Raw genomic sequence first — 13880 nt, 5'->3', positions numbered from 1 at the left:
GGTCAAGAAATTGGAGAGTCTAGATGCGCTAGCTCCTCTTCATGTTGATCCATCTCATCGTTTACGTCTTTTTCCATTTCTTTCAAAAGCAAGTACGTTTCAATGCTTCCTGTTTTGGAGAAAAACTTCCAGGTAAAATCTAGCATAAGAATCCACCTTTCTCAATAAGCGTAGCCTATAAACCAATTTCCTTTGTTGTTATTAAATTGACCCATTTTGTCCATTTTCATGTGAGAAAAATTTTTCCTAATTTATCAAAGTTCATAAAAACCAATAATCAGTGGATGAACCAACCATCCACTGATTACAACTTTACTCTATTTTAGTACTCATCCTCGCGGAAACCTAGGTCACGAAGCTGAGACATTTTATTACGCCAATCTTTTTGCACTTTTACCCATACTTCTAAAAATACTTTAGAACCAAGTAGCGCTTCAATATCAAAACGAGCTCGCTTACCAACTTCTTTTAACATTTTTCCTTGTTTTCCGATGATGATTCCTTTTTGTGATGCACGTTCAACAACAATCGTTGCATTTATATAAACTGCCCCGCCCTCACGCTTTTGAATCGCATCGATAACAACAGCCACAGAATGCGGCACTTCTTCACGTGTTAAATGTAGTACTTTCTCACGAATAAGCTCTGCAATAATAAATCTCTCCGGATGATCCGTTACTTGATTCTCTGGATAGTATTGTGGTCCTTCTGGTAAATACTTTTTAATTGTTCCAATTAAAGCGTCCACATTATTACCGTCTAACGCAGAAATTGGTACAATCTCTGCAAATTCATGTAGTTTACGATATTGATCAATTAACTCTAGTAATTGCTCTGGATGAAGTTGGTCAATTTTATTAATGACTAAAAATACTGGTTGTTTCGTTTCTTTTAATTTCTCAATGATGAATTCCTCACCACGACCAAATCCTTCAACTGCATTAACCATAAACAGAACAATATCAACTTCTTTTAATGTCGTTTGCGCCATCTTTACCATGAAGTCGCCTAATTTATGTTTAGGTTTATGTATTCCTGGTGTATCAATGAAAATAACTTGTGCATCATTTTCTGTATATACACCTTGAATTTTATTACGAGTCGTTTGTGGCTTATCACTCATAATAGCAATTTTCTGGCCGATAATACGGTTTAAAAATGTAGATTTTCCAACATTCGGTCTGCCAATAATAGAGACAAAACCTGATTTATAACCTTTTCTATTCATGTAAATCCTCCGCTAAAAATGCTCCTGGTAACAATTCTCCGACTGTCGTCTCTTGAACGTCACCATGTAAGTTTGATAAGTATACTTTCGTATCCTGTTTACATAATTCTACCATAACTTGTCGACATGCTCCACAAGGAGGTACTGGACGCTTTGTATCTGCTACAACCGCAATGGCTACAAATTCGTTATCCCCTTCAGAAACCGCCTTAAATAAAGCTGTTCTTTCAGCACAATTACATAAGCCATATGATGCATTCTCAACATTACATCCACGATATACTTTTCCACCGCGCGTTAATAATGCTGCACCTACTTGAAATTTAGAATATGGTACGTACGCTTGTTTACGCGCTTCGATTGCTTCTAGAATTAATTGTTTACTATTCATATTCCCGCATCCTTCCTGTTCACAGCTATGAAGAGATACACTCTCTCATTAAAGGCCCTTACGGCACTTCCAAAGCTTAATAAAAGCTTCGGAATGCAACTATACCATATACGGTAAAAAGATAATAGCACCAATTATAACAGCTATAATTGCAAACAATAAAACCGCTCCTGCCGCAACATCCTTTGCAATTTTTGCAAACGGATGAATATCGGCAGTCGCTAAATCTACCGTTTTTTCCACAGCCGTATTTACCATCTCTAAACTCATTACACTCCCTATTACAATAAGTAATATCATCCACTCTATTTTCGTAATATGGAAATAAAAGCCGCAGCATATAACAATGACTGCGGCTAAATAATGGATTTTCATATTTCGTTCATGACGAAAACAAAAGAATATACCAGCTATAGCATATCCAAAACTATCTATAAGTTTTCCTTTTTTCATCGTCCTAATCCAAAAGCTTCTAAAATTTCTTTTTGTCTTCCGAACATTTCTTTTTCATCTTCTTCTGTCATGTGATCATAACCAAGTAAATGTAAAAAGCCATGTAACGCCAAAAATCCAAGTTCACGATCGAAAGAATGTCCGTACTCTTCAGCTTGCTCTTTCGCCCTTGGAATAGAGATAATAAGATCCCCTAACATGCGCGGCATCTCTGCACCAACAATCTCCATTTCTCCTTCTCCCATCTCTTCCATGGCAAAGGATATTACATCTGTAGGTTGATCTTTATCTCGGTAATCACGATTAATTTCTCTAATGCGCTCATTATCTACAAATGTCACCGATACCTCCGCACCATCCTCGATATTTTCCATTTGAGCTGCTTTTTCTAACACTTCACGAATTAAACTCATATACTCTTCTTTTACTTCTTCTGTTTCATCAATAAAATCAATTAACAAATTCATTCTTTCTCCTTTTCTTCCGGAGGTTCCGGATATGTAATACGCGAATGGAAAATACCATTTAACGTTTCACACAACGTTTTTCCAACGATTTGTAGTTCCTTAAACGTCAAATCACATTCACTAAATTGACCGTCTTGCAGTCGATCTTTAATAATACTTTGCACCAAATTATTAATTTGTTCTGGCGTTGGGTGATTCATAGAACGTACCGCAGCTTCTACACTATCAGCAATACCAACAATTGCCGATTCTTTCGAAGTTGCTTTTGAACCTGGATAACGGAACATCTCTTCTGTATATTTTTCTTTATCTTCTTTAATAGCTTTATAATAAAAATATTTCAGTAACGTTGTACCGTGATGTTGCCCAGCGATATCAATAATTTCTTGTGGAATATGATATTCTTCGAGCATTCTTACTCCATCCGTTACGTGAGCAATTATAATATCTTTACTCGTTACAGGATCTAATTTATCATGCGGGTTTTCAATTCCCATTTGGTTTTCAATAAAAAATTGCGGTTGTACTGTTTTTCCTACATCATGATAATATGCCCCTACACGCGCTAATACACCATTTGCCCCGACTGCTTCACAAGCAGCCTCAGAAAGATTCGCTACCATTACACTATGATGATATGTCCCTGGCGCTTCTAACAAAATTCTGCGTAAAAGCGGATGATTTGGGCTTGATAATTCCATAAGCTTCATACTTGATACGATTCCAAGTCCACTTTCTAAATATGGTAAAATCCCCATAGCCAAAACGGATGATATAATCCCTGAAAGTGAAGCCATTAATAATTGCGTACCAATTTCAAGAGGCGAAAAATTCCCATTACGTAATAATAAGAGCGCCGCCAATACGACTACATTTAATACAGAAACGAGTATACCAGCTTGTAAAATCATTGTACGACGATTTTTTTCTCGCAAGAAAATACTAACCGATAATGAACTTAACAATACGTAAATCCCTACACTATAATTTAATGTACTCGTTACCCCTTCATTAAACATAATACTTCCGCATACAGAAAAAATCATACTCGTTAAAAAGACAAATCGATCACCAATCATTAGTTTTACAAGTATTGTTCCCATCGCAACTGGGACAACATATGCAATCCCCGCGTATTCAAGTTTTTGAAACAAACTAATGATTTTCATTAAGACGATTGTGATAGACAAAATTGTAATATACGCTAAAACATACGGTCTATCTTCTCTTTTTCTCTTTAAAAATAATTCAAATTGTTTATGCATAAAGTATAGTAACACACCAATGAGTACCGCTAATCCAACATAAGGTTGAAAGCCGTTCCCTTTTTCTAACAAACCAACTAATTTCAACTGATTATACACATCACTTGAAATGGTTTCACCTTCTCTAACAAGAACTTGTCCTTGAAGAATATAAACAGGTGGAACTAAGTCTTCCTCTGCTTTTCTCTTCTCTTTCGTTAAGATCGGGTCATAAAAATAGTTCGCTGAAATTGCATATCTTCCTAGCGCTTTAATCGACTCTTTTAAACCATTATCAACATTAACACTATTCATCTCACTTACATATCGTTCTTTCGCATCTTTCAATTCGTCCATTTTAATATGCTCAGTCATGATACTATTAATCGCCGTGACCGCAGCATCTTTCGCTAATACTAATTGGCTCGAATCTGCATTAATCAAACTTAGTAAGTTTGAATCAGATAATTCTTTCGTTAAGTCAGCGGGTAGTTTCTTTTTTAACTTGTCCACTTTCTCAGCATCAGTCATCTTTTTTTGATCATCCGGTCCAACAGCTTTAATCTCTTGCACCACTTCATCCACTTTAGCAAAGACGTCATTCACAATATCAACTTTGTTTTGTTTATACTCACTTTTATATGTATATTGATCTTCAACTTTTGTAGCGGCTTCTTTTTTCTTTTTATCCGTTGTAACTTTATCTTCAATTTTTATAGGAGAATGGATTGTCTTTTTCGCAATAGAATACATATTAACATCTAATTGTTCTGGTTTTACATTATTCATAAGCGCAAAAAACAGCACTGCTCCTAACACAACGTAAGAAATCCAACTTAGTTTTTTCGAATGTTGTAAATTACGAAACCACTTAGAAATTTCTTGAGATCTTGACATGATTTCAATACCTTCTCCTCTCCAGAAATAAAGTGAAACTATTTATAGCTTTCATTTCTTCTACCAAACGATACTTTGAGGCAATATTTTATACACTAGTACCAATAGTTTATTTTCCTTATCTTTCATGATAGTAAACAATATGACGTTCGCCAACCTTATCATACAAAAAGAAATGATCCTGACAAATAGGATCATTCCATTTTATCATATGCCTCAATAATACGTTGCACCAATGGATGTCTCACAACGTCCGTTTGTTCTAATGTAATAAATGACAGACCTGATACACCAGATAAAATATTAGCAGCTATAGATAGCCCTGATTTTACCCCTTTTGGCAAGTCTACTTGTGAAGGGTCCCCTGTAATAACCATTTTAGAACTAAAACCTAATCTTGTTAAAAACATTTTTATTTGAGCACCCGTTGTATTTTGAGCCTCATCTAAAATAACAAATGAATCATCAAGCGTACGCCCCCTCATATAAGCAAGCGGAGCTATTTCAATTACTCCTCGCTCCATCATACGCTGCGTATATTCTTGTCCAAGAATATCATGTAAAGCATCATATAACGGGCGTAAGTATGGATCTACCTTCTCTTTCAAATCCCCTGGTAAAAAACCTAAATTTTCTCCAGCTTCTACAGCAGGTCTTGTTAAAATAATTTTCTTTACATATCCTTGTTTTAAAGCCCTCACAGCCATTACTACAGCTAAATATGTTTTTCCAGTTCCTGCAGGCCCTATCCCAAAGACAATATCATTCTTCTTCATCGCATGAATATATCTTCTTTGCCCCATTGTTTTTACACGAATGGATTTACCTTTTGCAGTCTTGAAAATTTCTTCCTCATATAACTCTTCAAATTGAGCAATTTTCCCTTGTTGTGCAAGCTGAATCGCATACGCAACATCTCTCTCTGAAATTGATATACTTTTACGAATTACAACAAGTAATTGCTGTAAGATTTTTTCTACGAGTGCCACCGTTTCAACTGCCCCAGATACATGAACAGTTTCTCCTCTAGTTACGATCGATACATTCAGTTCTCGTTCAATTACTTTTAAATGCGCATCATTAACTCCAAAAAGAGCGATTGCTTCGTTAGCATTTTCCAATTGTTGGTTCATTTCTACTAATTGTTCTGCCATTACTCAGTCTCCTTGAATATCGGATTCGGATATTGGTTGTGGCTCTGCAATATTTTCAACCACAGTATAATGCAATGTGACTTTCAGTTGATCCGCCTCAACCTCTTTACTCAAAATCTTATCACTTACAATCATAGCATGTTCATCCAATTTTTTCTTTAGTTCTTTTTCGGCCATCTCTTTCGCTACTTTCAGCGCTTGCTTTTCTGTATATTCTCGATTCGCTTCTTCCTCTTCTCTCACAACATCTTTTTCATATGCAATCGGCAGTGTAAAACCAAATAATTTCACATCATGCTTTACACTTTCAGTACGAGAGCGTTTATACTTATCATGCTGAAATCCCCATATTTTTATTTTCGTATCCCCGAATTTAAGAAAATGTTCATTGTATACATTACCAGTATACACTTGGAATTGCGTCTTTAACGGGACATCCACCTTAGATGTATACCACGTTTCGCCATATACAATACCTTTCGCTGAAACAATCGTCGGACTTTCCTCATTACCATATATTCCCGATACGAGAATCTGCCCTTTTTCTACATGATCATTTTTCAGTACAACCGGCTTTCCAACTTCTACAAACGTCTTTGTAATAATCGCTTCTTTTTTTGCTACTAAATTTTGCGGCCTTTGTTCCTTTTCTTTCTTCGGTTCGTTTTTTTCAACAATTTTAAAATGATAAGTCGTTCCCCTTACTTCTAGTCCCGCCCAAGTAATGGCATTAATATTATCTGTCAAATGGCGTTGTACATCTTCTACATTCGGCATTTGAAATTGTAGTTTCCCTTTTTTAATACCCATTTTATCCAATTCTTTCATCAATATATATTCTGTTTCAGGTTTAGCTCCTGTAATTTCAATTTTCCAAACCATATTTGACATTGCAATCACACCAAAAAAGAAAATTAAAAAACCAATTAAAAATCCACTGTTTTTAATTAAACGTTTATTCCAAAAAGGAAAACCATAACGTCCAATAAAATATAATTTACATTCATTTTTTCTATAAATTGGTTTTATTTTTTTCACATCGCGTAACAACATACAAAAAACTAACGTTTCATCAGCTATCTTTTTAACATCCCAAACTAATAAATTCCTCCGTACACATTCATTAACAAACCGTTCCGCTCCTCTACCTTCAATTCGCACTTTTACATATCCAAGCCACTTTATAAACCATTTATTTTTCATTTACCACCTTCACTACCCTTCTAAAAGTAGATATACTACTTTTTATTTGAAGCATTAAAATAGCTCGTACTAAAATAAAACAGAGTAAAACTGTAATCAGTCTCTATCAACGGAACTTTTACAGGATAAAGAAGAAAAACTTCACAAATGGAAGTTTCACTTCAATCACCTTTTTTTTCATTTTCTAAAAATGTTACTTGCTCAATTATCCCCTCGAGTAAAAGCTCTTCTGGAAGAATCGTTTTAATAACAAAGGATTGTCCTTTAATTAATAATTGACCGTGTTTTAAAAGCAATCGCACTTCTTTATCTGAAAACACTAATAACCCCCGATGATTTTCTATATAAATATGTATTTGCCCAACAAGAGTAATCCGAGGTAGATCCATTAATACATCCACTGGTAGGTCTACTTGTTTTGTCAACCAATTTTTCATTTGTTCTAATTTCTTCATCTCGAAAGACCCCCTCTCATCCCATATATATGTATTTCTTCACAAGTGCCTATCGTGTTATAACGACTTCACTAACATAACTATATTCTGCAAGAGTTCATATCATGTTAATTAAAACAGTCGCTATATGAAATCATATTTGTCAGGACAATGATGGATCAGAGGATGTTACCTTTAATAATAGAAGTATTAATACAAGAATATGCGCCCCTACAGGATATCAGTACAAGTTACATTAAGAAATTGAGCCTAGCGAGAAGTGGGAAACTTGAAAAAACCTGTTACAATTCGTTCTGGACGTGACATACTGACCATAGAATAAGTAGTTGTCATTTATTGGACAACTGAGATAAAGTAAAACTATAATCAATCCTCACCAATCGGGCTACCCGTTAATGCGGGATAAAATCAAAAAAAAGAAAATTTCTTCAATCTGAATGTTACGTTGTAAGTAAGAATATTTTATAGATGGTTGTTATATGAATTTCAAAAAATATTAGGGTTCATTAAAAAATGAATTAATAAATGAGGAAATACGAAAGGAAATCGGCTTTGGTCAAGAAATTTTGAATGTTTTAAAACAAGTTACCGACAGTAATATCCAGCCATTTTATGCAACTGATGCAAAATCTAAAATAGTTAGAATCTCTTTCGTTACCTTTGAGGATTATGCTGAAGAGCAAGCTATAAAACTTCAATCTGAGTTTCAGAAGGCTCGGTACTTAGCTTTTATTCGCGAAAGAAGTTTTAGTCAAGGAAGTAAGAATAGGTGTAGAATCGGAATTATACAAGGAAATAATAAATTGAAACTTTAACTAGAGGGGTTTTTATCACTTACAGAAACGCTTTTTAAGCAATATAGCGTTTCTCCTTAATAAGAACAATAAAAAAACGTCTCATACGAAATGAGACGTTTTTTTATGCTAATAGCTGGATAACCAGCTTATTCACAAGTGATCCGTCTGTTTTACCTTTTACTTTCGGCATAACAGCAGTCATCACCTTACCCATATCTGCTTTAGAAGTCGCACCAACTTCAGAAATAACTTGCTTGATTACATCAACTAGTTCTTCTTCAGTTAATTGCTCTGGCAAATATGCGCTTAAAATCTGAATTTCACTTTGCAGTTTATTAACAAGGTCTTCACGACCAGCTTTTTTAAATTCAAGGAGGGAGTCCTTATACTGTTTTACTTCACGAGCTAAAACTGTTATTTCCTCTTCTTCAGTAAGAGTATGTTGCAGTTTAATACCTTCATTTTGTAAAGCAGCCTTAACCATACGAATAACGGTTAATTTTTCTTTTTGTTTATTCTTCATCGCTTGTTTCATATCATCGTTTAAACGACCGAGAAGACTCATAACTTACACCCTCTCTTAGAATTTACGCTTTCTTGCCGCTTCAGATTTCTTCTTACGTTTTACACTTGGTTTTTCATAAAACTCGCGCTTTCTTGCTTCAGCAAGTGTACCAGTTTTAGAAACCGATCTTTTAAAACGGCGAAGTGCATCCTCCAAAGACTCGTTTTTACGAACGACTGTTTTTGACATTCTCTTTCCCTCCCTCCGAAACATCACACTTACATACTAACTTCAGCATGCAAAAAGAAACACTTCTTCAGCATGTCTTTTACGATTATAATACATTTTATCACTTCAGGTCAACTATTTGGCAGAATAAAAGAAGAATAGAAGCATTTCCTTTTCAAAAGTTATGCAAATAACTAGTATCCTTCACTGATGAAGACAACTATATTTTTATCATTTCATCTTTTTTCATACAGGGATGCATGAAACGCCTCCCCACCTTCTATTACTTAATCGCTTCAAATAAAGAAAGCATGCAAACCGTTTCCGGTTGCACGCTCTTTTTATGCGCTAGCTGATTCTTTTTTCACATCATCTTCAAGAACACGAACAAATTGCGCTTCGTTATATGGATAACCAGCTTTCGTAATTTTCACTTTCACTAGCTTACCAATTAATTCTTCTGATCCTTCAAATACAATTTTCAAGTAGTTATCTGTATAACCTACATATAACCCTTCACGGTCGCCCTCTTTAAATTGCTCTTCCGGAATGATTTCAAGCACTTCACCTTCAAACGCTGATGCGTACTCTTTCGCTAATTGATTAGATAGCTCAATTAAACGATGAACACGATCGTTCTTCACATCTTCAGGAACTTGATCTTCCATGCGCGCTGCAGGTGTTCCTGTACGTTTTGAGTAAGGGAACACATGTAACTCAGAGAAGCGGTTCTCTTTAATGAAATTGTATGTTTCCATGAATTCTTCTTCTGTTTCACCTGGGAAACCAACGATTACGTCAGATGTAATCGCAAGGCCTGGTAACGCTTCTTTCAAACGATCTAAACGCTCTTGGAAGAATTCCATCGTATATTTACGACGCATACGTTTTAATACAGTATTAGAGCCAGATTGCAACGGAATATGCAAGTGGCGTACAACTACTTCAGATTTATCTAACACTTCAATTACTTCATCTGAAATTTGACTCGCTTCAATAGAAGAAATACGAAGACGTTTTAATCCGCCTACTTCCGCTTCCATATCACGAAGTAATCCAGCTAAGTTATAATCTTTTATGTCTTCGCCGTATCCACCTGTATGAATACCCGTTAATACGATTTCTTTATAGCCTGCATCCACTAATTGTTGCGCTTGTTTAATAACTTCTTTTCCATCACGAGAACGCATTAAACCGCGCGCCCAAGGAATGATACAGAATGTACAGAAGTTATTGCAACCCTCTTGTATTTTTAAAGACGCACGTGTACGATCCGTGAAATAAGGTACATCAAGTTCTTCGTACACACGTGTTTTCATAATATTGCGGACAGCATTAATTGGTTGACGCTCTTTACGGAATTCTTCGATGTAACCTAACATCTTTTCACGATCCTGTGTACCAACTACAATATCCACACCCGGGATCGCCATAATTTCAGCTGGAGATGTTTGTGCATAACATCCCGTTACACAAATAACTGCATCTGGATTTTGACGCACAGCACGTCTGATTACTTGACGGCTTTTTTTGTCCCCAGTATTCGTTACTGTACATGTGTTAATAACATATACATCAGCTTTCTTTTCATATTCTGTTCTTTCATAACCACCTTGTTTAAACAATTGCCAAATGGCTTCTGTTTCATAGTGGTTTACTTTACAACCTAACGTATGGAACGCAACAGTTGACATTGATCATCACCCCATCAATTCAAAATGATACGAAGCAGCACTTAACGCGTATAACGGCGCCGTTTCTGTTCTTAAAATTCTTGGTCCTAAACTACATGGTACAAATTTATGTTCACGAAGCGCTGTAATCTCTTCCTCAGCTAAACCGCCTTCTGGGCCAAATACAATCAATAGCTTTTGACCTGGTTTCATTGTCGTTAAAGCTTTCGCAAAATTAGATTTCTCGCCTTGTTTTGCTTCCTCTTCGTAAGCAACAAGACAAGCATCATACTCACCACTCATTGAAAGCAATTGCTTAAATGATGCTGGAGCATGTACTTCTGGAATTTCACTTCTATGTGATTGTTCCGCAGCTTCTTTCACAATTTTTCTTAAACGCTCAACTTTTTTATCAGCTTTTTTCGCATCCCATTTTACGATAGAGCGAGATGCTTGAAATGGTAAAAATGCAGCTGCCCCAAGCTCAGTTCCTTTTTGAAAAATTAACTCTAGCTTGTCTCCTTTTGGCAGTCCACTTGCAATCGTCACGAAAACAGGAAGTTCACTTGACGCCTCTACCCATTCTACAATAGCCGTATTAATAAATTCACTGGTAATTTCATCAATTGAACATACTGCTGTTTTTCCATTTACACAGCAATAAATATGATCACCAGCTGACATACGCATCACTCTTGCGATATGATGTACGTCATCACCTACAATGCGAATACTTGTCTCATTTACATATTTCTCTTCTACAAAATAACGTTGCATATAATCACCTTAGTAGAGTTTCGTTCCTTTCGTAAGTCAACACTTACGAAAAGAACGAAACGTTATCATTTTTCATATAACAAACGGCAAGTCCCTCACCTTATAGTGAGAGACTCCCCTTTTCATTATAGACTAAAATCTATATTACGCATTTCGTGCAATAATTGCTACCCAATCTTCCATTCGTAACACTTCTTCAATTGTAAATCCAGCTTTTTCTAGCGCCCCAGAAATTACTTTTTCCTTCGCAGCAATAATGCCCGATGTAATAAATAATCCACCTGACTTCACAACTCTTGCTGCATCTTCAGGGAATAATAGAATAATTTCTGCTAATAAGTTAGCTACGATTAAATCAACAGGACCTTCAATACCTTCTAAAAGACTATTTTGTCCAACAGACACGATATCATCTGTTTTATTTAAACGTACATTCATTTCTGCACTTTCAACCGCAACCGGATCTAAATCATACGCTTGAACAGAAGACGCACCTAATTTTGCTGCTGCAATACTAAGTACACCAGAACCTGTTCCTACATCAATAATAGCGTCACCTGGCTGTACTGTTTTTTCTAAAGCACGGATACACATCGTTGTTGTTGGATGAGTTCCTGTACCAAACGCCATGCCCGGGTCTAATTCAATGATTTTTTCATCAGGAGAAGATGGTGTATATTCTTCCCAAGTCGGTACGATTGTGAATGTATCAGAAATTTGTACTGGATGGTAATATTTTTTCCAAGCAGTAGCCCAATCTTCTTCATTGACTTCGTTAACGGTAATATTTCCAGTACCAATTTCGATGTCGTAAGATGGAAGCACATCAATAGATGATTTTACACCTGCAATCGTTTCATGTAAAGAATCGGTTTGCGGGAAATATGCTTTTATTAATACACCTTCCGCCGGATATTCATCTGGATTCAATGCATAAATTTCACCATATTGTTGCTCGCGCTCTTTCGTTAACTCCGCTGGATCCTCAATCGCAACTCCGCTAGCACCAGCTTCATGTAAAATATGAGAGACAGCTTCTACTGCTTCTTCTGTTGTATGAATACTAATTTCTGACCATTTCACAATTTACCAACTCCATTTTTTATTTCCATTATTCCCCTTTGAAAGCACGTTTAAGCTTTCCGAATAAACTATCATCCTGCTCTTCTTGTCCTGCAAATTCACGTAATAAATCTTTTTGCTGTGAAGTCAATTTCGTCGGTACAACAACACGAACGACTACATATTGATCTCCTTGACCGTATCCACGTACGTTCGGAGCACCTTTTCCTTTTAAGCGGAACTCTGTTCCAGTTTGTGTTCCTGCTGGGATTTTCAGCTTCACTTTACCATGAACAGTAGGGACTTCCACTTCAGCACCAAGTGCCATTTGTGCAAATGTTAATGGCATTTCGCAAATAATGTGGTCTCCTTCACGCTCGAAGAATTCATGATTTCTTACATGAACAACAACATATAAGTCTCCTGCTGGTCCGCCATTTACGCCGGCTTCACCTTTTCCAGACACACGAATTTGTTGACCATTATCAATACCCGCTGGAATTTTAACATTAATTTTTTTACGTTTACGAACTTTACCTGAACCGTGACATGTCGTACATTTTTCTTTAATAATTTGTCCAGTTCCTGAACAATGACCACAAGCTTGACGGTTTACGATACGACCAAACGGTGTGTTTTGTTCAACACTCACTTGACCAGAACCTGAACAATGTTTACATGTTTCTTTTGAAGTTCCTGGTTTTGCTCCACTACCTTTACAAGTATCACATGGATCTTCTACTGGAATTTCCACATTTAATTCCTTACCAAAAATAGCTTCTTCAAAATCTAAAGTGACTTGATATTGTAAGTCAGCGCCTTGGCGCGGAGCATTTGGATCACGACGCCTGCCGCCGCCACCGCCAAAGAAAGAACTAAATATATCTTCAAAACCGAAGCCACCGCCGAAGTCTCCTCCGCCGCCAAATCCACCGAATCCTTGATTTGCACCAGCATGACCAAATTGATCGTACTGCGCACGCTTTTGATCATCACTTAACACTTCGTATGCTTCTTGTACTTCTTTAAACTTTTCAATTGCATTTTCTTCTTTGCTTACGTCTGGATGGTATTTTTTAGCCAAACGACGATACGCTTTTTTTATTTCATCTGTTGAAGCGCCCTTGCTAAGTCCAAGGACCTCATAATAGTCTCGTTTACTCATAAATTTACAACCCCCGAATCTTTCACATAAACGTAATTTTAACACCGAAAGAAAGTGCTTTGCAACAAAGTTTCCTCACTTACAGTATGCAAAGCGAAAAACTTAAGATCCTCACACATCGCTTCTCATTCGTGAAAAAAGCCAAAGTCAAGGCACGCTTGACTTTGACTTTTTGTCATCT

The 13880-nt window shown here is 36.3% G+C and carries 15 protein-coding genes; all 15 read right to left on the bottom strand.

From position 1 onward, the window contains the following. Window positions 1-2 precede the first annotated feature (2 nt). Window positions 3-146 (bottom strand): YqzL family protein, encoded by a 144-nt coding sequence (locus MR136_RS02255; RefSeq protein WP_000883924.1) that lies wholly within the window; start codon window positions 144-146, stop codon window positions 3-5. Between the two features lie 176 nt (window positions 147-322). Further along, complete coding sequence (gene era / locus MR136_RS02250; RefSeq protein WP_001080230.1) at window positions 323-1228, bottom strand: GTPase Era; 906 nt, start codon at window positions 1226-1228, stop codon at window positions 323-325. Next, complete coding sequence (locus tag MR136_RS02245) at window positions 1221-1619, bottom strand: cytidine deaminase (RefSeq protein WP_017673539.1); 399 nt, start codon at window positions 1617-1619, stop codon at window positions 1221-1223. Before MR136_RS02245 ends, era begins: the two co-directional genes overlap by 8 nt. Before the next feature lie 99 nt (window positions 1620-1718). After that, entirely contained in the window at window positions 1719-2072 is a 354-nt protein-coding gene (locus tag MR136_RS02240) for a diacylglycerol kinase family protein (protein ID WP_000715464.1), read from the bottom strand. Further along, window positions 2069-2539 (bottom strand): rRNA maturation RNase YbeY, encoded by a 471-nt coding sequence (ybeY, locus tag MR136_RS02235; protein WP_001050397.1) that lies wholly within the window; start codon window positions 2537-2539, stop codon window positions 2069-2071. Before ybeY ends, MR136_RS02240 begins: the two co-directional genes overlap by 4 nt. Then, the gene (locus MR136_RS02230; RefSeq protein ID WP_017673538.1) at window positions 2536-4680 is read right to left on the bottom strand and encodes an HD family phosphohydrolase; all 2145 of its coding nucleotides are present in this window, start codon (window positions 4678-4680) and stop codon (window positions 2536-2538) included. Before MR136_RS02230 ends, ybeY begins: the two co-directional genes overlap by 4 nt. 194 nt (window positions 4681-4874) lie before the next feature. Beyond that, window positions 4875-5834 (bottom strand): PhoH family protein, encoded by a 960-nt coding sequence (locus MR136_RS02225; protein ID WP_000840501.1) that lies wholly within the window; start codon window positions 5832-5834, stop codon window positions 4875-4877. A 3-nt stretch (window positions 5835-5837) separates the two neighbouring features. After that, window positions 5838-7037, bottom strand: a complete 1200-nt coding sequence (gene yqfD / locus MR136_RS02220) for a sporulation protein YqfD (protein ID WP_000792498.1) — start codon at window positions 7035-7037, stop codon at window positions 5838-5840. A 161-nt stretch (window positions 7038-7198) separates the two neighbouring features. Beyond that, window positions 7199-7492 carry a sporulation protein YqfC gene (gene yqfC / locus MR136_RS02215; protein ID WP_000732269.1) on the bottom strand — a complete coding sequence of 98 codons (294 nt, stop codon included), beginning with the start codon at window positions 7490-7492 and terminating at the stop codon, window positions 7199-7201. Window positions 7493-8410: 918 nt separating this feature from the next. Beyond that, window positions 8411-8854, bottom strand: coding sequence for a GatB/YqeY domain-containing protein (locus tag MR136_RS02210; RefSeq protein WP_000054562.1), 444 nt, complete (start codon window positions 8852-8854; stop codon window positions 8411-8413). Window positions 8855-8869: 15 nt separating this feature from the next. Beyond that, the gene (gene rpsU, locus MR136_RS02205) at window positions 8870-9043 is read right to left on the bottom strand and encodes a 30S ribosomal protein S21 (RefSeq protein WP_000048061.1); all 174 of its coding nucleotides are present in this window, start codon (window positions 9041-9043) and stop codon (window positions 8870-8872) included. A gap of 320 nt (window positions 9044-9363) precedes the next feature. Continuing rightward, window positions 9364-10716: a tRNA (N(6)-L-threonylcarbamoyladenosine(37)-C(2))-methylthiotransferase MtaB gene (mtaB, locus tag MR136_RS02200; RefSeq protein ID WP_000108680.1), complete on the bottom strand. Its 1353-nt coding sequence runs from the start codon at window positions 10714-10716 to the stop codon at window positions 9364-9366. 6 nt (window positions 10717-10722) lie between these two features. Further along, complete coding sequence (locus MR136_RS02195) at window positions 10723-11472, bottom strand: 16S rRNA (uracil(1498)-N(3))-methyltransferase (RefSeq protein ID WP_001190154.1); 750 nt, start codon at window positions 11470-11472, stop codon at window positions 10723-10725. 144 nt (window positions 11473-11616) lie between these two features. Then, window positions 11617-12555 (bottom strand): 50S ribosomal protein L11 methyltransferase, encoded by a 939-nt coding sequence (gene prmA, locus MR136_RS02190; RefSeq protein ID WP_017673534.1) that lies wholly within the window; start codon window positions 12553-12555, stop codon window positions 11617-11619. 28 nt (window positions 12556-12583) lie between these two features. Beyond that, window positions 12584-13699 carry a chaperone protein DnaJ gene (gene dnaJ / locus MR136_RS02185; protein WP_000043946.1) on the bottom strand — a complete coding sequence of 372 codons (1116 nt, stop codon included), beginning with the start codon at window positions 13697-13699 and terminating at the stop codon, window positions 12584-12586. Between the last annotated feature and the right edge of the window lie 181 nt (window positions 13700-13880).

Source organism: Bacillus cereus group sp. BfR-BA-01311 (genome assembly GCF_022664295.1).
Taxonomy (GTDB): Bacteria; Bacillota; Bacilli; order Bacillales; family Bacillaceae_G; genus Bacillus_A; species Bacillus_A cereus.
This window is presented reverse-complemented; position numbering and strand designations above follow the sequence as displayed.

Excerpts from the sequence above, each read along its gene's own strand:
- MR136_RS02255 (WP_000883924.1), bottom strand. The coding sequence starts at position 146 with ATGCTAGATTTTACCTGGAAGTTTTTCTCCAAAACAGGAAGCATTGAA.
- era (WP_001080230.1), bottom strand. The coding sequence starts at position 1,228 with ATGAATAGAAAAGGTTATAAATCAGGTTTTGTCTCTATTATTGGCAGA.
- MR136_RS02245 (WP_017673539.1), bottom strand. The coding sequence starts at position 1,619 with ATGAATAGTAAACAATTAATTCTAGAAGCAATCGAAGCGCGTAAACAA.
- MR136_RS02240 (WP_000715464.1), bottom strand. The coding sequence starts at position 2,072 with ATGAAAAAAGGAAAACTTATAGATAGTTTTGGATATGCTATAGCTGGT.
- ybeY (WP_001050397.1), bottom strand. The coding sequence starts at position 2,539 with ATGAATTTGTTAATTGATTTTATTGATGAAACAGAAGAAGTAAAAGAA.
- MR136_RS02230 (WP_017673538.1), bottom strand. The coding sequence starts at position 4,680 with ATGTCAAGATCTCAAGAAATTTCTAAGTGGTTTCGTAATTTACAACAT.
- MR136_RS02225 (WP_000840501.1), bottom strand. The coding sequence starts at position 5,834 with ATGGCAGAACAATTAGTAGAAATGAACCAACAATTGGAAAATGCTAAC.
- yqfD (WP_000792498.1), bottom strand. The coding sequence starts at position 7,037 with ATGAAAAATAAATGGTTTATAAAGTGGCTTGGATATGTAAAAGTGCGA.
- yqfC (WP_000732269.1), bottom strand. The coding sequence starts at position 7,492 with ATGAAGAAATTAGAACAAATGAAAAATTGGTTGACAAAACAAGTAGAC.
- MR136_RS02210 (WP_000054562.1), bottom strand. The coding sequence starts at position 8,854 with ATGAGTCTTCTCGGTCGTTTAAACGATGATATGAAACAAGCGATGAAG.
- rpsU (WP_000048061.1), bottom strand. The coding sequence starts at position 9,043 with ATGTCAAAAACAGTCGTTCGTAAAAACGAGTCTTTGGAGGATGCACTT.
- mtaB (WP_000108680.1), bottom strand. The coding sequence starts at position 10,716 with ATGTCAACTGTTGCGTTCCATACGTTAGGTTGTAAAGTAAACCACTAT.
- MR136_RS02195 (WP_001190154.1), bottom strand. The coding sequence starts at position 11,472 with ATGCAACGTTATTTTGTAGAAGAGAAATATGTAAATGAGACAAGTATT.
- dnaJ (WP_000043946.1), bottom strand. The coding sequence starts at position 13,699 with ATGAGTAAACGAGACTATTATGAGGTCCTTGGACTTAGCAAGGGCGCT.